This is a genomic window from Bradyrhizobium sp. SZCCHNR1093 (genome assembly GCF_032381175.1).
Taxonomy (GTDB): domain Bacteria; phylum Pseudomonadota; class Alphaproteobacteria; order Rhizobiales; family Xanthobacteraceae; genus Bradyrhizobium.
Window position 1 is genome coordinate 1,032,552 of sequence record NZ_JAUHJJ010000002.1, and the last position, 20,109, is coordinate 1,052,660.

General features: G+C 66.9%; 21 protein-coding genes. 6 read left to right on the forward strand and 15 right to left on the reverse strand.

Annotated features, from left to right (window positions below; translation table 11 throughout):
• Positions 1-43 precede the first annotated feature (43 nt).
• Entirely contained in the window at positions 44-829 is a 786-nt protein-coding gene (locus QX070_RS10365; protein WP_315736807.1) for a L,D-transpeptidase, read from the reverse strand.
• A gap of 319 nt (positions 830-1,148) precedes the next feature.
• Here QX070_RS10365 and QX070_RS10370 point away from each other — a divergent pair, with 319 nt between their 5' ends.
• Positions 1,149-1,499 (forward strand): hypothetical protein, encoded by a 351-nt coding sequence (locus QX070_RS10370; protein ID WP_315736808.1) that lies wholly within the window; start codon positions 1,149-1,151, stop codon positions 1,497-1,499.
• A 26-nt stretch (positions 1,500-1,525) separates the two neighbouring features.
• Here the strand turns inward: QX070_RS10370 and QX070_RS10375 are convergent, their stop codons facing one another.
• Together QX070_RS10375 and QX070_RS10380 are read right to left on the reverse strand one after the other, a co-directional pair.
• Positions 1,526-2,287, reverse strand: a complete 762-nt coding sequence (locus QX070_RS10375) for an ABC transporter permease (protein WP_315736810.1) — start codon at positions 2,285-2,287, stop codon at positions 1,526-1,528.
• Complete coding sequence (locus tag QX070_RS10380) at positions 2,284-3,204, reverse strand: ABC transporter ATP-binding protein (protein WP_315736812.1); 921 nt, start codon at positions 3,202-3,204, stop codon at positions 2,284-2,286. Before QX070_RS10380 ends, QX070_RS10375 begins: the two co-directional genes overlap by 4 nt.
• 290 nt (positions 3,205-3,494) lie before the next feature.
• On the opposite strand from QX070_RS10380, the gene QX070_RS10385 reads away from it, so the two are divergent.
• On the forward strand, positions 3,495-4,229 hold the full coding sequence (locus tag QX070_RS10385) for a hypothetical protein (protein WP_315736813.1): 735 nt from the start codon (positions 3,495-3,497) through the stop codon (positions 4,227-4,229).
• Between the two features lie 120 nt (positions 4,230-4,349).
• Positions 4,350-5,396 (forward strand): alpha/beta fold hydrolase, encoded by a 1,047-nt coding sequence (locus QX070_RS10390; protein ID WP_315736815.1) that lies wholly within the window; start codon positions 4,350-4,352, stop codon positions 5,394-5,396.
• A gap of 5 nt (positions 5,397-5,401) precedes the next feature.
• On the opposite strand, the gene QX070_RS10395 is transcribed toward QX070_RS10390, so the two are convergent.
• From QX070_RS10395 to QX070_RS10420, 6 genes are all read right to left on the reverse strand, one after another.
• Complete coding sequence (locus QX070_RS10395) at positions 5,402-6,025, reverse strand: isoprenylcysteine carboxylmethyltransferase family protein (RefSeq protein ID WP_315736816.1); 624 nt, start codon at positions 6,023-6,025, stop codon at positions 5,402-5,404.
• Between the two features lie 41 nt (positions 6,026-6,066).
• Positions 6,067-7,092: an NAD-dependent epimerase/dehydratase family protein gene (locus QX070_RS10400; RefSeq protein WP_315736817.1), complete on the reverse strand. Its 1,026-nt coding sequence runs from the start codon at positions 7,090-7,092 to the stop codon at positions 6,067-6,069.
• Positions 7,093-7,644 carry an Mpo1-like protein gene (locus QX070_RS10405; RefSeq protein WP_315736818.1) on the reverse strand — a complete coding sequence of 184 codons (552 nt, stop codon included), beginning with the start codon at positions 7,642-7,644 and terminating at the stop codon, positions 7,093-7,095.
• 244 nt (positions 7,645-7,888) lie between these two features.
• Positions 7,889-8,560 (reverse strand): OmpA family protein, encoded by a 672-nt coding sequence (locus QX070_RS10410; RefSeq protein WP_315736819.1) that lies wholly within the window; start codon positions 8,558-8,560, stop codon positions 7,889-7,891.
• Positions 8,560-8,976 (reverse strand): hypothetical protein, encoded by a 417-nt coding sequence (locus QX070_RS10415; protein ID WP_315736821.1) that lies wholly within the window; start codon positions 8,974-8,976, stop codon positions 8,560-8,562. Before QX070_RS10415 ends, QX070_RS10410 begins: the two co-directional genes overlap by 1 nt.
• A gap of 114 nt (positions 8,977-9,090) precedes the next feature.
• A complete protein-coding gene (locus QX070_RS10420) occupies positions 9,091-11,661 on the reverse strand; it encodes an ATP-dependent helicase (RefSeq protein WP_315736823.1) in 2,571 nt (856 codons plus the stop codon).
• A gap of 291 nt (positions 11,662-11,952) precedes the next feature.
• On the opposite strand from QX070_RS10420, the gene QX070_RS10425 reads away from it, so the two are divergent.
• Positions 11,953-12,126 (forward strand): DUF1328 domain-containing protein, encoded by a 174-nt coding sequence (locus QX070_RS10425; protein WP_006614063.1) that lies wholly within the window; start codon positions 11,953-11,955, stop codon positions 12,124-12,126.
• Between the two features lie 83 nt (positions 12,127-12,209).
• On the opposite strand, the gene QX070_RS10430 is transcribed toward QX070_RS10425, so the two are convergent.
• Genes QX070_RS10430 through QX070_RS10445 form a run of 4 tightly spaced genes read right to left on the reverse strand, consistent with a single transcriptional unit; the run spans position 12,210 to position 15,278 of the window.
• Positions 12,210-12,854 (reverse strand): hypothetical protein, encoded by a 645-nt coding sequence (locus tag QX070_RS10430; protein ID WP_315736825.1) that lies wholly within the window; start codon positions 12,852-12,854, stop codon positions 12,210-12,212.
• Positions 12,851-13,615 (reverse strand): OmpA family protein, encoded by a 765-nt coding sequence (locus QX070_RS10435; protein ID WP_315736826.1) that lies wholly within the window; start codon positions 13,613-13,615, stop codon positions 12,851-12,853. The genes QX070_RS10430 and QX070_RS10435 overlap by 4 nt, the downstream gene beginning before the upstream one ends.
• Before the next feature lies 1 nt (position 13,616).
• Complete coding sequence (locus tag QX070_RS10440; RefSeq protein ID WP_315736828.1) at positions 13,617-14,378, reverse strand: MBL fold metallo-hydrolase; 762 nt, start codon at positions 14,376-14,378, stop codon at positions 13,617-13,619.
• A 60-nt stretch (positions 14,379-14,438) separates the two neighbouring features.
• Positions 14,439-15,278 (reverse strand): roadblock/LC7 domain-containing protein, encoded by an 840-nt coding sequence (locus QX070_RS10445; RefSeq protein ID WP_315736830.1) that lies wholly within the window; start codon positions 15,276-15,278, stop codon positions 14,439-14,441.
• A 261-nt stretch (positions 15,279-15,539) separates the two neighbouring features.
• Between QX070_RS10445 and QX070_RS10450 the strand changes: the two genes are divergently transcribed.
• Positions 15,540-17,039: an amidase gene (locus QX070_RS10450; protein WP_315736832.1), complete on the forward strand. Its 1,500-nt coding sequence runs from the start codon at positions 15,540-15,542 to the stop codon at positions 17,037-17,039.
• Positions 17,040-17,044: 5 nt separating this feature from the next.
• On the opposite strand, the gene QX070_RS10455 is transcribed toward QX070_RS10450, so the two are convergent.
• Positions 17,045-17,884 (reverse strand): class I SAM-dependent methyltransferase, encoded by an 840-nt coding sequence (locus QX070_RS10455; RefSeq protein ID WP_315736834.1) that lies wholly within the window; start codon positions 17,882-17,884, stop codon positions 17,045-17,047.
• Positions 17,885-18,043: 159 nt separating this feature from the next.
• Between QX070_RS10455 and QX070_RS10460 the strand changes: the two genes are divergently transcribed.
• Positions 18,044-19,582, forward strand: coding sequence for a helix-turn-helix domain-containing protein (locus tag QX070_RS10460; protein ID WP_315736835.1), 1,539 nt, complete (start codon positions 18,044-18,046; stop codon positions 19,580-19,582).
• A gap of 16 nt (positions 19,583-19,598) precedes the next feature.
• Here the strand turns inward: QX070_RS10460 and QX070_RS10465 are convergent, their stop codons facing one another.
• Positions 19,599-20,105, reverse strand: a complete 507-nt coding sequence (locus QX070_RS10465) for a thioesterase family protein (protein WP_315736836.1) — start codon at positions 20,103-20,105, stop codon at positions 19,599-19,601.
• Positions 20,106-20,109: the final 4 nt, after the last annotated feature.

Below are 20,109 nucleotides of genomic sequence, written 5' to 3' on the forward strand. Positions count from 1 at the left end.
ATGCGCTGCGTAACAGCGCCCGGCCGCGAGGATCAATGCGCGATCAGTCCTGATAGGTGTAGTAGCCGCGCGGCTGATAATAAGAGCGCGGCTGGTAATAGCGCGGCTGCGCGTAGCTCGGATTGCCGTTTTGGTAATCGTACTGCTGCTGCGGATAGGCCTGCGCGTCGTAGACGCGCCGGGCCGTGCCGCGCGGCGCCGGATAGCGCACGCCGTTGTCGCTGCCGTCGGCGGGATAGATGTAGCCGTCATCGGGCCGCTGCTGCGGAACGACCTGGCGTCCCGGCAGCATCTGTGGCTGCGGCGTCAGCACGACCGGCTCGCCACTGTCGTCATACTGCTGCGGCACGTCGCGGCGGGCAACAGCGGTGCCGCGGCGTGGATTGCGCGCCAGCGCCACCTCGGCCGAGCCGGTCAGGGTCACCGTGGTGTTGAGCACGCCGTCCTTTTGCACCAGGTCGTAGAGCGTCGTGGCATTCGCCTTCGACAGCCGGACGCAGCCGTGAGACGCGGGGGTGCCGAGCCGGCCCTCCGAATCGGTGCCGTGAATGGCGTGGCCGACCTTGGTGAAGAAGATCGAGTGCGGCATCGGCGCGTCGTCGAACTCCTTGGAAAAATGATCAGCTTCCATGCGGAAGGCGCGGAACGAGCCATTGGGCGTTTCGCGCGAGGGAATGCCGGTCGAGACCGGCCACCGGTAGCGCTCGACGCCATCGACGGCGACCGTCATGATCTGGTTGTTCTTGTCGACGGTGATGTCGATCTTGGCCAGAGCTGGCGTGGCCGACAGAAAGGCGAAGCCGGCAACTGCAAAAAGGATGGTACGCATCTAACCTCTGGCCTCCAGGGCCCTCGACTGTGGAGAGACCTCAAACGGGACTTCGACAACGCCCAGGTCATCGCCTCGGTCTGCACTATGTCGGAATTGCGGGCTTTGTTCCAGCCGAGGGCACCCTCAACCTTAATGGCGGGCAGGGACCGGACAAAGGCTCCCCGCGTTCATCGGCGCTGACATTTTCGCGACCCGCGGATGGCCTTTCATTCCGGCGCTTAGGACCTCTCTAATCGGTCCAATTCGTCACGACCGCGCAACTTTTTGGCCGCATCCGCGTTTCAAGGATTCCTCCATGCGGTTTCCAGGATTCAAAATGCTGACGATGAAGGCCAAGACGGCGGTGCTCGACGATCGCGCGCCGCAGAAGCTGACATATCTGCTCGCCGCGCTCGCGCTGGTCATCCTGGCGCTGGCCTGGCTGGCGCTGCCGCAATTCGCCCATGCCCAGGGCATCATCCGTGGCGCCCATGAAGGGGCCCACGAAGGCAACCGCATCGCCGGCCCGGTCGGCGGCGTCGTCGGAGGCGCGGTCGGTGCGGGTGTCGGCGGAGCCGTGGGCGCCGTCGAGGGCGTGCTCGGCATTCCACACCGCTCCTATTACCACCGGCACTATCACTGCCGGGGATACCGCGATGGCTACGGCCGCTTCCACTGCTACCGCTGAGCTGGAACGCCGCCCCCGATGCCGGCTCAATGCTTGAGCCGGTATCCGGTCTTGAAGATCCACCAGATGATCGCCATGCAGATCGCCAGGAACAGCAGCGTCACGCCGACGCTGATTTCCACCCTGACGTCGGCGATCTCGTAGAAGCTCCAGCGAAAGCCAGAGATCAGGTAGACCACCGGGTTGAGCAGCGCGATCGAATGCCATGTCGGCGGCAGCATGTTCACCGAGTAGAAGCTGCCGCCGAGGAAGGTCAGCGGCGTCACCACCAGCATCGGGACCATCTGCAGCTTCTCGAAGCCGTCGGCCCAGATGCCGATGATGAACCCGAACAGGCTGAAGGTCACGGCCGTCAGCACCAGGAACGCCAGCATCCACACCGGGTGCTGGATGTGCAGCGGCACGAACAGGCCGGCGGTGGCGAGGATGATCAGCCCGAGAATGATGGATTTCGTCGCGGCCGCGCCGACATAGCCGAGCACGATCTCGAAATGCGAGATTGGCGCCGAAAGGATCTCGTAGATCGTGCCGATGAATTTCGGGAAGTAGATTCCGAACGAGGCGTTGGAGATGCTCTGGGTCAGCACCGACAGCATCACGAGGCCGGGCACGATGAAGGTGCCGTAGCTGACGCCCTCGACCTGGCTGATGCGCGAGCCGATCGCGGCGCCGAACACGACGAAGTAGAGCGAGGTCGACACGACGGGCGACACGATGCTCTGCAGCAGCGTGCGCCAGGTGCGTGCCATTTCGAACTTGTAGATTGCGGCGACCGCGCGAAAATTCATTGCCGCACCAGGCTCACGAAGATGTCTTCCAGGGATGATTGCTTGGTCTCGAGATCGACGAAGCGGATGCCGGCGGTCCTGAGATCGCCGAGCAGGCTGGTGATGCCGGTGCGCTCGCCCTTGGTATCGTAGTCATAGGCGAGCCGCCAGCCGTCGTCCGACAGCGCGAGATGATAGGGCGCGAGCGCCTCGGGGACGGCTTCGATCCGGTGCTGCAGATGCAGGCTCAGCCGCTTCCGGCCGAGCTTTGCCATCAGCTTGGCCTTGTCCTCGACCAGGACGATCTCGCCCTTGTTGATGACGCCGACGCGATCGGCCATTTCCTCGGCTTCCTCGATGTAGTGCGTGGTGAGAATGATGGTGACGCCGGCGGCCTTGAGCTCGCGCACGACGTCCCACATGCCCTTGCGCAGCTCGACGTCGACGCCGGCGGTCGGCTCGTCCAGGAACAGCACCTGCGGCTCATGCGACAGCGCTTTGGCGATCATCACGCGGCGCTTCATGCCGCCGGACAGCGTGATGATCTTGGCGTCCTTCTTGTCCCAGAGCGACAGGTCCTTGAGAATCTTCTCGATCAGGGCGGGGTTGTTGGGCTTGCCGAACAGTCCCCGGCTGAAGCTGACCGTGGCCCATACGGTCTCGAACGAATCGGTGTGCAGCTCCTGCGGCACCAGCCCGATCAGCGCCCGCGCGGCGCGATAGTCGCGGTTGATGTCGTGGCCGCCGACCGCGACCTTGCCCGTAGACGCATTGACGATGCCGCAGATGATGCTGATCAGCGTCGTCTTGCCGGCGCCGTTGGGCCCGAGCAGCGCGAAGATCTCGCCCCGCTCGATCGCGAGATCGACATTGTTGAGTGAGGTGAAGCCCGAGGAATAGGTCTTCGACAGGCCGGTAACGGAAATGACGGGAGGCATCACGAGGGAATTCGATCCGAGGGATTCGAAAAGGGCAGGGAGCTGCGCGAAGGAGGGGGCGCAGGCGCGGGCGAAGCGCTCAGATAGGAACGGCGGTGCGTTACCGCAATCGCGCGCGCCGCTCTCGATCGTGTCGCTTGTTGGGTTTTTCCGTGGCTGGCGCCGGTGAGTGTTGCTGCGCAGCCACGTCCGGGGGAGGAACGCGCCCCGCAATGTCCGACGATGTTGCGTCCGCGAGCATCTTGGGTACGGTCGCGCCGTCTCGACATTTCCGCCGCGGAGAAGGACCGATGACGCCACGCGCCAGCACCGTTCGACCCACCTGCAAGCGCAGCCTCTCGGCGCGCTGCTTTGGCATGGTGGCGCTGGCCGTTGCGCTGGCTCTGCCGCTCGGTACCGGATCGGTGCGGGCGGCGCCGAGCCCGGCGGCTGCGAGTGCCGCCAGCACCACGCATGTCTATCTGCTGCGCGGCGTGCTCAACATCTTCTCGCTCGGGCTGGACGACATCGCCGCCAAGCTGGATTCGCAGGGCATTCCGAACACGGTCGCCAATTTTGTGTCGTGGTCGTCGCTCGCCGACGAGGCGGCGGCCGCCTATCGCGCCGGCCGGATCAAGACCATCATCCTCGTGGGCCATTCCTCGGGCGCGACGGCGCTGCCTGACATGATCAACAAGCTCGGCCAACTCGGCGTGCCCGTGAAGCTCGCGATCGGGCTCGACTCGGTGTTCAAGACCAAGCTCGTCGGCGGCAACGCCGAGCGCTACATCAATTTCTACATCGCCAGCGGCGCCGGTGAGCCGGTCCGCCGCGACGACGGCTTCCGCGGCAAGCTCGAGAATGTCGACGTTCAGTCGGTTCCCGGTGTCGGCCACGTCACGATCGAAAAGAACCAGATCATGCAGCAGAAGGTGATCGGTGCCATCGACGGCGTGGTGTTCGGCGGTCGGGGCCGCCCGGCGGCGGCGCCGCCGACCCGCATGGCCGCCCCGCAGCGGGCTGCCAACGTCACCGGTTACCGGTAATAGGCGGCCGCGCCACCGGGCGCGCGCCCCAAAATGCTCCCATTCGGCGGCGACAAGCGGTATGGCAGGGGGGAGACGACCCTGCTTGATCTGAGCTTGAGAGCTTTCCCGGGAGCGCGAATGACCAGCGTGGCGCGAATCGCGAGGCGGTGGCTCGGCCCAGCCAAGGCGGCTGCCGGCAGGAGATTGCTCGCGATCCTCGTTACCGCACCTCTCCTCGCCGGACTTGCCGCCTCGAGCATCTCGCAGGCCGCCCAGCCCGGTGCTGCTTCCGCCCCCGCGCCGACCAGATCAGCCAAGGCATCCCCGGCAGCAACCCCCGCGGCGATCCGCGCGGTACCCCCCGCGCCGCCCGAGATCAGCCAGCCGCTGCCGCCGCCGCGGGTGTACCTGTTCCGCGGCGCGCTCGGGCCGCTGTTCTCGACCGGGATGGACCGTCTGGCCGAAAAGATCGAGCAGGCCGGCTACCGGGCCAGTGTCTATGAATTCACGCTGTGCGACCTGATCGCGCTCCAGGTGGCCAAGAACTACCGCCAGGAGCCGGGCCCGATCGTGCTGATCGGCCATTCGATGGGCGGGCTGTGCAGCGTCCGCATCGCGATCACACTGCAGGAGCAGAACATCCCGGTTGCCCTCGTCGTCACCGTCGATCCGGCGCATGCGACCAAGAGCGTGCCGCCCAACGTGCAGCGCTTCATCAACCTGTTCCTGTCCGACAACATTCTCGGCGGCGGCGACGTCAAGCCCGAGCCCGGCTTTCGCGGTCATTACGCGAGCTTCGACATGAAGGATCATGACGAGGTTACGCACATCAACATCGACAAGATGGAGGATGTGCACGCCCAATTGGTCACCATGATCAGCCAATTGTCGCAGACCTCGGCCACTGCCGAGGCCGACCCGGTGCCGCTGCGCTACTTGGTGCCGCCGAAAGCCTCCGTGGAGTTGTGGGACAGCGGCACTGCACTGGCAGTGCGGCCGGGCGAGACCCTGGACCAGATCGCCACCAATTATCGCGTTCCGCTCTGGGCTCTGCAGCAGTCCAATCGCGGCCTCGCCGCCCAGCCGCTGGTCCCCGGCCAGCGCATCATCCTGCCGCGCCATCTGCTGCCGCAGGTGGCAAGCCAGCCGCCGCAGCTGCCGTCGGAAGCCCAGGTCAGGCGCTGAGCGCTTCAGCCCGGCGGCAGGAACGGAATGATCATCGGCACGCGCTGCCGGTAGGTGACGTAATCCGGCCCGAGCTCCTGAGCGAGGAAGACCTCTTCCATCTTTGCCTTCCAGGCCATCCCGAGCGAGATCAGGACGGCGCCGAGCACGGCGGTCACCGTGCCCACCGCGATGCCGGTGGCGATCATGCCGAGGATCAGCCCGGTATAGATGGGGTGACGGACCATGCCGTAGGGGCCGGTATCGATCACCTTGTGGCCTTCCTTGTGGGTGATCGCGTTGGACCAGAAGCGGCCGAGATGGATGCGCGCCCACCAGGTGAAGGCGATGCCGGCCAGGGTCACGATGGTCAGCAGGTAGACGCCGGTCTCGCCGGGATTCCAGAACGGCTTCTCGCCGAGCAGGCGCGAGGTCCACGGCGTGAACAGGATGCCGCCGAGCACGATCAGCGCGTGATAGCGGCTGGTCTTGATCACCGTCACATGCTTTCGGGTCTGCCCCGACCAGAACGAGGCGCCGACCCAGCTCGCGAGCCAGATCAGCCAGATGATGGCAAGCAGCGAGGTGGGCCAAGTGGTGGTCCATCCGCTGAACGCAAACGACGAGATGGGGCTGGCATCGCCGGACATGTCTTGGAACCGTTGTGAGACCTGGGACCGGCTGCTCTTAGCTATTCGGCCGCGGTGCGAAAAGGGTGTTGTTTGTCGTCGGGCCGCCTTCGCGGCTCGGAATCGAGCAGAAAGGCGATCGTCTCGCGCAAGCTCGGCTCGATCGGGCGCGGGGCGTAGCCGAGCTCGCGCTTGGCCCTGTCGATCGACAGATCCGAGGCCGCGCGGGCGATCCGCACCCCCTCGGCGGTGCCGGACGGGCAGCGCTTGGTGAGGTGATCGGAAACGAACTCGAGCATGCCCGCCGACAGCTCGGCCAGCCGGCCGGGCACGGCGACCGCGACATGCTTGCGGCCGCTGATCGCCGCCATCAGATCGAGGATGCGGCTGAGGCGCAGGCTCTCGCCGCCGAACACGTAGCGGCCGCCGACCCTGCCGCGCTCCATCGCCAGGATCAGGCCCGCCGCGACGTCGCGGACGTCGACCAGGTTGACGATGAAGTCGAGGTAGAGCTGGAGCCGGCTGTCCAGGAAGAGGCGCAGCATCTGCGACGGCGGTGTCAGGTTGCTGTCATGCGGGCCGATCGGCATCGTCGGCGTGCCCACGACGACGGGGAAGCCGTCCGCGGCGGCTGCCATGGCGCGAGCCTCGGCGAGCGCCTTCGAGCGCGTATAGGCGCCCGGCATCGCGTCGGCCGGAGGTGCGGTCGGCGCCGAGGCGGCGCCGGTCGAGCCCGGATAGTCGAACAGGATCGATTCCGTCGAGCAGTGCAGGAACCGGCGCACCCGGCCGGCACGCGCCGCCGCCAGCACGGTCTCGGTGCCGACGCAGTTGACGCGAAAGAAGTCCTCGCGGTCCGGCATCCACATGCCGGGCAGTCCGGCCAGATGATAGACCTGATCCGCGCCGGCGACCGCCTGCTTCACCAGGCCCGCATCGAGCACCGAGCCTTCGATGTACTCGACGTCAGCGATCATGTGGCTGGGGCAGCGAATGTCGAGCACACGCACCTCGGCGCCCCGCGTCGTCAGCGCAGAGACGAGGTGATGGCCGATGAAACCGCTGCCGCCGGTGACGAGGACTTTCATTTAGGGACGCGAGTGCTGATCGCCTTGAAGCCGGTCCGATGCGAGCCGATCCGGCGACCAGTTCGGCGCGATGAGGTCGGCCACCGAAGGCCGCAGACCCAACGCCATGTACAATTTCGCCATCACGAACATCGGACCGAGAAAGAGATGCGCCGGATGATCCAGCAGAGATGGATTGTTGCGCTCGAACATCTTGTGGCCCACGGCCTGCGAGACGAAACCGAAGATGATGAGCGCGGCAAACAGCGCCCAGAAGGCGACACCATGGACGTGATCGGCGATCATCATGGCCGCAGCAAGGAACAGCACGGCGAAGGCGAGGATGCCGGCCCCGAGTGCGGCATCGAGCAGCAGCCAGTAGAGCAGGACGGGCAGCGCCAGCACGGCGCCGAGGCCGATCCGGATGCCGAGCGCGTCGAAATGCCACAAGCTCAGGGGCAGCACGGCGCCCAGGAACAACAGGATGATCCCGAACACATGCATTAGGCCGTTGCGCGGATCGCGATGATATTCGACGTAGTCGACCATCTGGCGTCGGAACATGGCGTTCATGGCTGGCTCGCTCGTCAATGAGATCGACCGCCGCTCAATCGACGGCCGCAAAGAGGGGGCTATACCATCAAGCGGCTGCATCGACAAACCCGGCAATCGCGGCCCGGCCGCATCGCCGGGCAGAGCGCCGACTTGAAAACGGGTTCCATTCGCGCCGGCCGGAGAGCGCACCGGCAACCTGCTGAAACAACAGTCGCACCGGCAGCGCTCCGGGTTCATGGCTTCCGCGCAGATCCCAATTGCATCAATTGCGATGCTTGCGGGGGCCCTGCTTGCTGGGCGTCGCCGGAGCAGTGGGCGGAGGCGGCGCTGCGGCCTCTTCGACGGTTTTTGCGATCGGAATGACCTGGATCTGCTGATTGACGGCGGCGGTCGGCTTGGACGGGTCAAGCAACTGCTCCTCGCCAAGTCCGATCGATTGCAGCCGTTTGACCGAGATCTTGAAGGTGTTCGCCAGGATGTCGCGGATCGCGTCGGCGCGGCGCTGGCTCAGGATGACATTCGACTCGCGCTTGCCGTTGGCTTCGACGTGGCCGACGATCAGGAACGTGTAGGGCAGGAGGTCGGAATACACCATCGCATCGGCGATCCGCCCGACGGCTTGGTATGATTCCGGACGCACGATCGGGGTGTCCACGTCGAATTGGATGTCGACGTTCAAGGCCGGCAGATTCATCAGCTCCGGCGCGATCGGCGGACGCTTCTGCGGCGGTGGCTCGTTGCGGCTGCGGATCCTGGAGCGCTCCTGGGTCTGCTGCTTCAGCGCCGGCAGATCGAGCGTGGGCGCAGTCTCGAAGCGGCTGAGCTGGCGCACGATGTCCTCGCGACTCACCTCCTGCGACCATACGGGCGCGCTCGCGGCCGCCAGCGAAGCCGCGATCAGCCCTGACAGCAGTGATCTCGCTGCCCGCCGCATCAGCGATACCCCGCTTCGCCCATCGCCTGCTGACACCGCGCGCTCACACCGTTGGTCGTCATCAGGCACGGGATCGATTTGCTGGTCTCCTTCGTGGAGCCGCCGCACAGCTTGACGATCTCGCGCTGGCAGGCATTGGCGACCGTGACCCGCGCGGCGATGCGCTTCTGGATCGCCTCGAACGCCTTGAAATAGGTTGCCTTGCACTGCGCGGAGACCACGTCCTGGTTGCGCGAGAGGCATTCCTTGAGGCGGTTGGAGTCGAGGTTGACGCCGCGGCAATTGGCGGTGATGTCAGCGCCGCAACTGGACGCGATCAGCCCCGCGGAGTCGCCAAAGCTCATCGTCTGCGCCGCCGCCAGCGAGGGCACACACAGCGCGACCGCAACACTCAACAGAATGTATCCTCGGACCATGATTGCATCTCATACGATGCACGCTGCCATGGTCAAGGCCAAACAACGGCGAAGTGTGAAGCTCGATTGCGACGCGCGGCAACGGCCGCCCGGCGGCGCGGCCGTCGCGCCAGATCACGCCCGCTGGACGAAGCTGTCGACGACGTGCTTCTCGCCGGCCTTGTCGAAGGCGATGGTCAGCTTGTTGCCGTCGATCTTGACGACGCGGCCATAGCCGAACTTCTGATGGAAGACGCGGTCGTCGAGCGTGAATTCCGACGTCGTGCCGGTGGATTTCGCCACCAGCTCGCCCTCGATGGTCATCGGTCCGCGCTTGCCACGGCCGAAATTACCGCCGAACGGATCACGGCCTGAGAACGGCGATGGTTCTTCCTTGAAGCCGCCCTCCGACGAACCGCGCGCTGCGCCCGGCCGACGTGCCTGCGCGCGCTGCCAGCCCGGCGTGGAATAGCTCGATCCGAACGATTCCACGTTGTCGAAGCGCGACGGGCCGTAGCCGCCCGCACCGCCCCAGCCCGAGCCCCCCTTCGATTCGGTGATCTCGACGCTCGCCGCGGGCAGCTCGTCGAGAAAGCGCGACGGGATCGTGGTGGTCCAGGTGCCGTGGATGCGGCGGTTGGTGGCGAAATAGATTTTTGCCCGACGCCGCGCGCGGGTCAGGCCGACATGGGCGAGGCGGCGCTCCTCTTCCAGCCCGGCGCGGCCCTGCTCGTCGAGCGTACGCTGGCTCGGGAACAGCCCTTCCTCCCAGCCCGGCAGGAACACGTTGTCGAATTCCAGCCCCTTTGCCGAGTGCAAGGTCATCAGCGACACCGCCTCCTCGTCGGCGGCGCCCTCGCGGTCCATCACCAGCGAGATGTGCTCGAGGAAACCGTGCAGGTTCTCGAACTCCTCCATCGAGCGGACGAGCTCCTTGAGGTTGTCCAGTCGCCCGGCCGCATCGGCCGAGCGGTCCTTCTGCCACATCTCGGTGTAGCCGCTCTCGTCGAGCACGATCTCGGCGAGCTCGGTGTGCGACGTGACCTCGCGCTGGGCGCGCCAGCGCTCGAACTGCAGGATCAGCCCGCGCAGCGAGCCGCGTGCCTTCGGCTTCAGCTCGTCGGTCTCGACCACCGCGCGCGCCGCCTCGAACAGCGGGATGCGGCGCTTGCGCGCGTGGTCGTGCAGCATCTGCACGGTGGCGTCGCCGAGCCCGCGCTTGGGCACGTTGACGATGCGCTCGAAGGCGAGATCGTCGGCCGGCGAGTTGATGACACGCAAGTAAGCCAGCGCATCGCGGATCTCGGCGCGCTCGTAGAAGCGCGGGCCGCCGATGACGCGATAGGGCAGGCCGAGCGTGACGAAGCGGTCCTCGAACTCGCGCATCTGGTAGGAGGCGCGCACCAGGATCGCGATATCGTTGAGATGCTCGCCCCGGCGCTGCAGCTCCTCGATCTCCTCGCCGATGCCGCGCGCTTCCTCCTCGGAATCCCAGGCGCCAGTGACGGTGACCTTCTCGCCCTCGACGTCCTCGGTGTGCAAGGTCTTGCCGAGCCGGCCTTCGTTGTGCGTGATCAGGTGCGAGGCGGCGGCGAGGATGTGCCCCGTGGAGCGGTAGTTGCGCTCCAGGCGAATGACCTTGGCGCCGGGGAAGTCGTGCTCGAAGCGCAGGATGTTGTCGACCTCGGCGCCGCGCCAGCCATAGATCGACTGATCGTCGTCGCCGACGCAGCAAATGTTTTTGGGAGGAGACGCGGGGCTGGGCGCAGCAACACCCGTCTCGTCATCACCGGGCCGACGCGCAGCGTCGTGACCCGGTGATCCATCTTCTTCCGAAGACGCGATGGATTGCCGGGTCGAGCCCGGCAATGACGAACCAGAGGACGACGGCGCCTGCGACAGCAGCCGCAGCCACAGATATTGCGCGACGTTGGTGTCCTGATACTCGTCGACCAAGATGAACTTGAACCGGCTCTGGTACTGCCGCAGCACGTCCGGGTTCTCGCGGAACAGCCGGATGCTCTCCAGCAGCAGGTCGCCGAAATCGGCGGCGTTGAGGATCTTCAGCCGTTCCTGATAGCTCGCATAGAGCTTGCCGCCCTTGCCATTGGCGAACACGGCGGCCTCGCCCGAGGGCACCTGGGATGGCGCCAGGCCGCGGTTCTTCCAGCCGTCGATCAGCCCGGCCAGCATGCGCGCCGGCCAGCGCTTGTCGTCGACGTTCTCGGCCTGCAGCAACTGCTTGAGCAGACGGATCTGGTCGTCGACGTCGAGCACGGTGAAATTGGACTTGAGCTGCACCAGCTCGGCATGGCTGCGCAGGATGCGGCCGGAGATCGAGTGGAAAGTGCCGAGCCACGGCATGCCCTCGACCGCCTGTCCCAGCATCTCGGCAAGCCGCGTCTTCATCTCGCGCGCCGCCTTGTTGGTGAAGGTCACCGACAAAATCTCACTCGGCCGTGCGCGCCCCTGGCTCAGGATATGCGCGATGCGCGTGGTCAGCACCCGGGTCTTGCCGGTGCCTGCGCCGGCGAGCACCAGCACCGGGCCATCGAGCGTCTCGACCGCCTGGCGCTGCTCCGGATTGAGGCCCGCCAGATAGCGCGCCCCACCGGTCGCGGCGGCGCGGGCGCGCGCGGCGATGCCGCCGGCGACGGGCTGGTGGTCGGGCGCAGGAAAAGGGCTCACGCGGTTGGGCTCGGTCATCAGCGAATCAGTCTCGTCCCTCTGATGGCATCATACGACGGCATCACGAGGTCTGCAGGAAGGAGCCCTCATAGCAGGGATTGACGGCTATATGGGGCCGGCGGGGGCGTTTTACAGCCCTAAATCGGGGCAGACGGACGCCGCTCCAGCTTCGATGGGCGTTTGTTCCGGCAAATCGCGAATTTTTAGCGGCCCGCGCGCCCGGAACCTTTGTTCCGAGCCACGATTGTCCTGGCAACGGCGCAAGCTCCGCGTCGCTTTGAACCGCAATCGAGAGACAGAGGTCGTGTCATGTTAGGCTGGGTTGTCACCTTCCTGGTTATCGCATTGATCGCCGGCATCCTCGGCTTCGGCGGCATCGCTGGTGCGTCGATCGAGATCGCCAAGATCATCTTCTTCATCGCCATCGTGCTGTTTCTGGTTTCGGCCGTCGTGGGCCTCGCCCGCGGCCGCAGCCGCGTGTAGTCGGCCTCATCCCTGACAATGAGGTCGGCGAAGGGCGCGGTGCCTCGCAAGAGGTGCTGCGCCCTTTGCGTTCTGGGGAGGTGTCAGGCCGGCGCAGTCAGCGCGACCTGCACCTTGGCGAGCGCGGGATCGAGCGCAACGGAGGCGAGGCGCGCATCGTTGGAGAGCGCGGTCAGAGTGAGCGTCTGGTCCTGCACGCGGAAGATCCGGCACAGCGTCGTCGCCTCGGAGGCGTCGCGCAGCATCACCGACAACGGCGCGATGTGGGTCTCGTCGGCGATCTTCTCCGCCACCAGCGCGAGCCGCGTCGCCGCTGCCGCAAGCTGCTCGGTGCGGTGGGCAGTCGTATTGGCCGCAAGCGGCAGGCCTTCCTCGTTGGTGAGCAGCACGGTCTGGAAGCGGCCGACTTCGGCGATGCGGTCGAGCAGCGGTACCAGCTCGCGGCGCCGGCCGGGCCGGCTCGCGAGCTGCGCCAGATCCAGCGAGATACGCTCACGCTCGACCAGCGGCGCCAGCACATCCTCGATCGCGCTGCGCAGGCTGGTCTCCCGCTCGATGGCGTCGTGGCTGCTCTGCTCTTGCAACTGGTCGAGGCTGGCCGCCTGTATTTGCACCTGCCGCCGCAACAGCTCGCGGGACAGCGCGCCCTGGCGGGCGCCGAACAAATAGCCCGAGGTGAGCAGCAGAATGGCGGCGCCGAGGCCGCTCACGATGGCATAGATCGTCATGGTCGCTTCGTCGCTGTGAGTTGACTGCAATCGTCGACGCCCGCAATGCGCAGCACGGCCTTGCGGTCGCCCGCGACCGCCTGGGCATCGCCGCGCGCCTCGCCGGCGCCGGCCGCGCGCACCGACATCCGCTGCGCGGAGAGCCCCTCGCGCTTCAACTGGGCCGCGATCTCCTTGGCGCGCGAATAGCTCAGCAGCACGTTCAGATCCTCGGTGCCGCTGGCGTCGGTATGGCCCTCGATGATGATGGTCGCCTCACCGTGGCGCGCGAGCGCGCGTTGCAGGATCGCCAGCGACCGCTTCATGTCGGCAGGGTTCGGTCGCGCGCTGCCGCGCTCGAAGCCGACCGCCAGCGGGGCGAAGCACTCGGCGGGGGGCTTCGTCGTGCCCTGGGGCTCCGGGGGCGCTGCCGGGGCGATCGGCGGAGTTGGTGGCGCGATCACGACGGGAGCGATTGCGGGCGGCGTCGGCGGCGCGATGATCGGCGCCGGTTCGACGATCCGCGCCTCCCGTCGCTTGGGAGCCGCGTCGGCAACGCGGTCGTCGCGCTGCGGCACGGCCGTCACCGGCATCGCGGCCGTCGCGACCGGCGGCGTGGCGGTGCCTTGCTGCCAGAGCGCTGCGGACATGACGGCGATCAGGGTGCCGGCGACGGCGAAGGCCGCGGCGAGCCAGACCGGTGCCTCCTCGCCGGCCACGGCGCACGCATCGACGCGCATTGCGGGCGACGGCGGAACGGAGTTCGGGGAAGGCGCCAGCATGTCAGCCCACGGGCACCTTGAATTTCGGCGTGATCAGGTCGATGCCGCATTCGAGCCCCGCGCACCACGCGATGAACTGGCGCGACATCGTCGCATCCGGAAACAGCGCGCCGTGCTGCGGGGCGATGATCTCGATGTCGAGCGTGCTGACCATCTGCGCCCACGCCTTCATGACGCGGTTGGAGACCATGTAGCGCCGGTGAAAGCCTTCCATGAAGCGCGTATGCGCCTTGAAGTCACGCACGACGGTGTAGTCGACGCCGATCGAGGCGCCGAGGTCGCCGCTGTAGAGGATCTTCGAGATCGGATCGTAGAGCTGGAAATTGCCCTCGCTGTGCAGGAAGTGCGCCGGCAGCGCGTAGAGCCTGCTGCCTGCGAGGTCGAACACCATGCCCTCGTCGGGAATCGGCTTCAGCCGGTGGGCGACGATGTGGTCGAAGCCGAAATGCGGCACGAAGCGGGTCCATAGCTCGGAGATGTAGGCGTCGGCATCGGTCGTCATCAGCCAGCCGTTGATCGCCGCGACGATGTCGGGGTCCTGGTGCGACAGAAACAGATATTTCAGCCGCCCGCCCGAGAGCTGGCTGAAGGTCTCGCTGAGCACCCTGGAATAGACCTTGTGGCCGCCAGGATCGAGCAGCATGCCGACGCGGTCGTGGATGATGAGATGCTGGTTCGCCTGCACCGCGAGATCGCCGGCGCCGAAATCCTCCAGCAGGATGTTCTTGTGAACGCCGTCGTCATAGAGGACGGTATTGGCCATGAAACTACTCCCGCCGACGCCGCGTCGTCGCCGCGCGCCGGCTCATTGGACGACGGTGCGCTACAGCACCTTCTGCAGCGACCGGACGGCTTCGCGCATGTCGAAGAAGGTGAGCCCGAGCTTGCTGTTCTCGTTGGTGAGCGCGAGCAGCAGCGCGCCGCGGCCGGCGCTGACCAGCACGGCATAGCCGGACTCGCCGCGGATGATGACCTCCTGCAGATGGCTGCGGCCGAGCTCCATGGCGGCGCGGCCGCCGAGCGACAGCAAGGTCGCGGTCATGCCGGCGACCCGCGTCTCCTCCATGTCGGCCGCGAGCACGCTCGCGATCATCAGCCCGTCCTCCGAGATCAGCGCGCAGGCCTCGACCCCGAACGAGTCGCTCTGCAGCTTGCGCAGCACCCGGTTGATTTCATCGAGTCGTGACATCGGCTTCTCCTCGACGGCGCGCGGGGCAAACTTGGAATGAAACTGACTTTGAGCCATGGCGGGATCCTGGGTGTCATCTTGAGCTGTTGAAACGGAAGCGGTCGGAATGTCGGGGTGTGCAGTAATGGAGGAGGGATGCAGCGGGTCGTCCGGGACCAGCGTCGTCGTTTGTTCCGGACTGCCGTCCGGCGCCGTCAGCGCGCGCGTTTCGATCGTATCAACCGCATCGTCGAGCGCGCGCTGCTCGGCCTTGATGCGTGAGCGCGAGACCGGCGGATCCATCGCCTGCAACTGGGTCACCAGCGCCTGGCGTGCCGACTGGTAGACTTCGGCGCGGCGCTCGGGGGAGGAATCCGGCAGATTCTCCATCGCGCGCGACAGCAGGATGAAGTAGTCGGCGGTGGTCACAGGAACGGCTGCCGCATCCTCATGCGGACCGTGCGCTCGGCTCAGCAGGCTTGCGAGGCGTCCCATCGCTCTCTCGTCAACTCTACGCAACTAACGATGCGTAAGGTTAGGTCGGCACAAGAGACGCGACGAATGATCTGAATCAAATTAACTAGATTCGGGACCAAGCTGCGCAATCCGGCCGTCAGGTCGACCGGGGTCGACCATCGTGCCGCCACGATTGCCTCCGTTGCGCCCGATTGATGCCGCGTTCGGCGCAACTGCGCCTCTGTTGCAACCAGAATCAGCTACGATGACGGCGGCGAATTGCAGTACGGGGAGGGCAATGTGAACGTCCGGGACTATGTGCGGCGCGATGCGACGGCGCTTGCCGCCGCGGTGAAGGGCGGCGAGACCAATGCGGCGGAGCTGTTGCAGCTCGCACTGGCGCAGCACGAGCGGACCCAGCCGAGGACCAACGCCGTCTGCAGGCTGATGGAGCGCGAGGCCCGTGCGCAGCTCGCCAAGCCTGCCAACGGCCCGCTCACGGGCGTGCCGTTCCTGATCAAGGACTGCGCCCAGGACTATGCGGGCCTTCCGACGGCCTATGGCAGCAAGGCGCTGTCCGGTTTCGTCGCCGGAGAGCATGCCTCGGTCGTCAGACGGTATCTCGAAGCCGGCCTCGTGATCTTCGGCAAGACCAACCTGCCGGAGCTCGCGCTGAAGGGCGTCAGCGACTCCCGCGCCTTCGGCCGCGTCAGCAACCCCTGGAATCCCGCACACACGCCGGGCGGCTCCAGCGGCGGCGCCGCCGCGGCCGTCGCTTCGGGCGTCGTGCCGATGGCCGCCGGCAATGATGGCGGCGGTTCGATCCGCATTCCCGCCGCCTGCTGTGGTCTGTTCGGGCTGAAGCCGTCGCGCGGCCTGGTCTCGTCGGGCCCGGGCTTCGGCGAGTACTGGTTCGGGGCCTCCTGTGAGGGCGTGCTCTCGCGCAGCGTGCGCGACACCGCGCTCGCGCTCGACGTCATCGCGGGCAGTGAGCCGGGCGATCCTTTTCTCACCGCCGAGCCCGGCGTGGTCTACGCCAATGCGGTTGCCCACGATCCCGGCCGCCTGCGCATCGGCTACACGACGGCGTCGCCGATCGGGACGGAGGTGCATGCCGAAGCGAAGCTCGCGGTCGACAACGCGGTGAAGCTGCTGCAGGGCCTCGGTCACGAGGTCGAGGAGGCCACCCCCGACATCGACGGCGCCGCGCTCGCGACCTCGTTCCTGCACATCTATTTCGGCCAGGTCGCGGCGCTGGTGGCCGATGCGCGCGGCAAGGGCGCGAAGCGCGAGGAGTTCGAGCTGCTGACGCGGGTGCTGTCGACGCTGGGCGGCGCGATCTCGGCGGGCGCGCTGACCGCGCAGCTGCTGAAATGGAACGGCTTCGCGCGCGCGCTTGCCCGCTTCCATCTGCGCTACGATCTGCTGCTGACGCCGACGCTCGCGCATCCGCCGATCCGGCACGGCCAGGGCGATCCCTCGACCGCCGAGCAGACCCTGCTCGACATGCTCGACCGCATCGGCCTGCTCGGGCTGTTGACGCGCTCGGGCGTGCTCGACGGCATGATCGACAAGATCGCCCGCGACAGCCTGCAATACGTCCCGTTCACGCAGCTCGCCAATCTCACGGGCACGCCGGCGATGAGCGTGCCGCTGCACTGGACCGCCGACGGCCTGCCGCTCGGCGTGCAGTTCACGGGCCGGCTCGGCGACGAGACACGGCTGTTGCAGCTCGCCCGCCAGCTCGAGCAGGTGCAGCCCTGGTTCGACCGCTTGCCCGACTGGGTGGTGCAGAGCTGACGATCTCAGCGCTTGATGATGACCACTTCGAGATACTCCGACGGCACCACCATCGTGCCGTCCTCGGCGCGATTGAGCGTCCCGATCAGCGCCAGCATGTCGCGCTTGAGATCGGCCTGGCGGTCGCCATCAAGCGCAGCGAAGGCCTTGAGCACCGGACCATAGTAGGTCTTGAACACGTCGACGAAATGCTCAGGCGAGCGGTAGCGCATCGCGAAATGACGCCGATGGCAGCGAATGTCGGCGGCATCGGCGAACATCTCTCGGATGCGTGCCTCGGTGCCCCACAGCGCCGGCGATTTGGCGCCGGCGGGCGGTGGCAGATATTTGCCGAGCGTCTTGAACAACTGGCCGATGAAGCCGTCGGGGGTCCAATTGGCCAGGCCGATCTTGCCGCCGCTGCGGCATACCCGGGTGAGCTCGGCGGCGGCGCGCTCCTGCCGGGGCGTGAACATCACGCCGAATGTCGAGACCACCACGTCGAACGTGCCATCGCCGAACGGAAGCGCCTCGGCATCGGCCTCCTGGAACTGCACGGACAGGCCGTCGGCGGCGGCACGCTGGCGACCGCGGTCGAGCAGGGCAGGCACGTAGTCGGTCGAGACGACGTTGCACCAGCGCCGCGCCGCAGCCAATGTGACGTTGCCGTTGCCGGCGGCCACGTCGAGCACCTTCTGGCCGGCGCGGATGTCAAGCGCCTCGCAGAGTTCCTCGCCGACGATCTGCAGCGTGTTGCCGACGATGGCGTAGTCGCCGGACGACCACGCGCTGTGCTGGCGTGCCTTGAGCGCGGTGAAATCCGGCTCTGCGGTCACGCCGGCCTGAATTGCAGCTGATGCGGTCATGATGGTCTCCTCCGGAGAATGCAGCGCTGTTGCGCGCGCTGATGTGTGGAGACGTACGCGGCAGGCCTCGGGCAGCGCTATCCAGATCGCGACACGGCCATCCGGATCGTGAACTTTTCGAGCGCCGCCGATGACCCATAGGCAATTGGACGTCGTCGCATGATGGACGGAGATCAGGTTCCCCTGGCGGCGCGGCAGCCTTTGCCACGCAGCGTACGCCGCGCGCTCGAAGCGATGCATGACGACCTCGGGCGGCGCTGGACGCTGGCCGATCTGGCGAAGATTGCCGGCGTTTCCGGACGGACCTTGCAGCGCCAGTTCGTCAGGTCGATCGGCCGGTCGCCGCAAATGGTCCGGCAGGAGCTCGGCTACGCGCGCGCCCGTGTCGAGTTTCTGCAGGGGCGCGCCGGCGAGAAGGTGATGGACGTCGCTCTGCGCTGCGGCTTCCCGCATTACGGCCGCTTCGCCGCCGGCTATCGTCGCTGCCACGGCGAGACGCCGTCGGAAACCCTGAGGCGGCAGGCGGTCTTGATGGCGCAGCTCGCCGCGTCGCGCACCACCATTGCGCCGGTACGCGACCGGCCGACCATCGCCTTCGCCATGATCGCCACCGATCCGAGCGTGCGCGAGCTGGCGGACGACCTCGCGGCCGAGCTCACGCTGGCGCTGACCCGCGCCGGATTTGCCGTGACGACCCAGCCGCGCGCGGCGCGCTACCGCATGAACGCGTCGCTCCACGGTCGGGATGGCGCGTCCCGGCTGCTGCTGCAGCTGATCGACCAGGACAGCGGCGGGCTGATATGGGCGCATCGCGGCGAGGTCATGCTGCGGTGGGAGGCCGACAGTCACGAACGGTTGGCCGCCCGCGTGGCGGCATCGCTGCTGCAAAGCCTGCGCCGCGCCGAGATCGATCGGGCGCTGCGCAAACCGGATGAGGATCTGACCGCGCAGGATCTCGCGCTGCGCGCCATGCCCGGCGTGCTGTCGCTCGACGCCGACGGCAACCGCAGTGCGCTCGAGCTGCTGCATCAGGCCATCGCCCGCGATCCCCGTCATGCCCTGGCCACGGCGCTCGCGGCCTGGGCCTACGGCCAGCGCGCGGTCTATCATTTCGGCACCGCGCCCGGGCAGGATCGGCAGCTTGGTCGCGCCCTGGCGCAGCGCGTGCCGACCGAGCTTGCGGATGCGACCGTGCTGTGCGTGCTCGGCAATGCGCTCACCTTGCTGGATGAGCTCGCCGAGGCCGAGCAGGTGGTGGGCCGGGCGCTCGCGCTGGATGGCGGTGCCGCCTGGGCCTGGAGCCGCAGCGGCTGGCTCGATGTCTATCGCGGCGATGCCGCGTCGGCGATCGAGCGCTTTCGGATTGCGCTGGATCTCGCGCCGCAGGACCCGCTCGCCTTCAACGCCCTCATTGGAATCGGCTGCGCGCATTTCGCCGCCGGGACCTACGCGGAGGCGGCGCGCTGGCAGCAGCGCGGCCTGCGCGAGCACCCGTCGTCGCTGTGGGTGCACCGGACCATGTGCCCGTCCCACGTGCTGGCGGGTGAGCGGCCGGAAGCCCTGCGCAGTCTGCAGGCGCTGCGTGCCGGCTATCCGGACCTGACCCTGGCCGAGGTCCAGCGCGGCATGCCGCCGCTGCCGGACGCCTATTCGGCCCGGGTATTCGAGGGATTGTCCGACGCCGGCCTGCCGGCGTAGCGGCGGCCGGTCACCGTCATCTCTTCGGCATGCCGATGGCGCGGCCGAGCCCGTCGGGCCGCGGCAGCGTGGCATGCGCCTGCAGCACGCGGGCGATGTTGGCCTGGATGTCCGGCGGAAACGGCGCGACCTTGCGCTTGGTCATGTCGATGTGCACCGACATGTTCTCCGAGGTGGCGGAGACCCAGCCTTCCTCGGCATGGCGCAGCTCCTCGAACGTGTGCAGCCGCTTCTCGTCGGCGGCGATCAGCCAGACCGCGACCACAACGGGATCGCCGAGATGAATCTCGCGCAAATAGCGCACGTGGCATTCGGCGGTGAAGGTCGAGCCCTGGCGCTCCGTCATGTAGGCAGGTCCAATGCCGAGCTCGGCCCAGATCTGGTCGATCGCGCGGTCGAACATCACGTTGTAATAGGCCATGTTGAGGTGGCCGTTGTAGTCGATCCATTGCGGCTCGATCTGCATGACCTGTGACAGAAACGGTCCGGCGCCTTGCGCTGCGGGCACTGCATTATCGCTCATCGGC

Coding starts and splice junctions, on each gene's coding strand:
- QX070_RS10365 (WP_315736807.1), bottom strand. CDS start 829: ATGCGTACCATCCTTTTTGCAGTTGCCGGCTTCGCCTTTCTGTCGGCC.
- QX070_RS10370 (WP_315736808.1), top strand. CDS start 1,149: ATGCTGACGATGAAGGCCAAGACGGCGGTGCTCGACGATCGCGCGCCG.
- QX070_RS10375 (WP_315736810.1), bottom strand. CDS start 2,287: ATGAATTTTCGCGCGGTCGCCGCAATCTACAAGTTCGAAATGGCACGC.
- QX070_RS10380 (WP_315736812.1), bottom strand. CDS start 3,204: ATGCCTCCCGTCATTTCCGTTACCGGCCTGTCGAAGACCTATTCCTCG.
- QX070_RS10385 (WP_315736813.1), top strand. CDS start 3,495: ATGACGCCACGCGCCAGCACCGTTCGACCCACCTGCAAGCGCAGCCTC.
- QX070_RS10390 (WP_315736815.1), top strand. CDS start 4,350: ATGACCAGCGTGGCGCGAATCGCGAGGCGGTGGCTCGGCCCAGCCAAG.
- QX070_RS10395 (WP_315736816.1), bottom strand. CDS start 6,025: ATGTCCGGCGATGCCAGCCCCATCTCGTCGTTTGCGTTCAGCGGATGG.
- QX070_RS10400 (WP_315736817.1), bottom strand. CDS start 7,092: ATGAAAGTCCTCGTCACCGGCGGCAGCGGTTTCATCGGCCATCACCTC.
- QX070_RS10405 (WP_315736818.1), bottom strand. CDS start 7,644: ATGAACGCCATGTTCCGACGCCAGATGGTCGACTACGTCGAATATCAT.
- QX070_RS10410 (WP_315736819.1), bottom strand. CDS start 8,560: ATGCGGCGGGCAGCGAGATCACTGCTGTCAGGGCTGATCGCGGCTTCG.
- QX070_RS10415 (WP_315736821.1), bottom strand. CDS start 8,976: ATGGTCCGAGGATACATTCTGTTGAGTGTTGCGGTCGCGCTGTGTGTG.
- QX070_RS10420 (WP_315736823.1), bottom strand. CDS start 11,661: ATGACCGAGCCCAACCGCGTGAGCCCTTTTCCTGCGCCCGACCACCAG.
- QX070_RS10425 (WP_006614063.1), top strand. CDS start 11,953: ATGTTAGGCTGGGTTGTCACCTTCCTGGTTATCGCATTGATCGCCGGC.
- QX070_RS10430 (WP_315736825.1), bottom strand. CDS start 12,854: ATGACGATCTATGCCATCGTGAGCGGCCTCGGCGCCGCCATTCTGCTG.
- QX070_RS10435 (WP_315736826.1), bottom strand. CDS start 13,615: ATGCTGGCGCCTTCCCCGAACTCCGTTCCGCCGTCGCCCGCAATGCGC.
- QX070_RS10440 (WP_315736828.1), bottom strand. CDS start 14,378: ATGGCCAATACCGTCCTCTATGACGACGGCGTTCACAAGAACATCCTG.
- QX070_RS10445 (WP_315736830.1), bottom strand. CDS start 15,278: ATGGGACGCCTCGCAAGCCTGCTGAGCCGAGCGCACGGTCCGCATGAG.
- QX070_RS10455 (WP_315736834.1), bottom strand. CDS start 17,884: ATGACCGCATCAGCTGCAATTCAGGCCGGCGTGACCGCAGAGCCGGAT.
- QX070_RS10460 (WP_315736835.1), top strand. CDS start 18,044: ATGATGGACGGAGATCAGGTTCCCCTGGCGGCGCGGCAGCCTTTGCCA.
- QX070_RS10465 (WP_315736836.1), bottom strand. CDS start 20,105: ATGAGCGATAATGCAGTGCCCGCAGCGCAAGGCGCCGGACCGTTTCTG.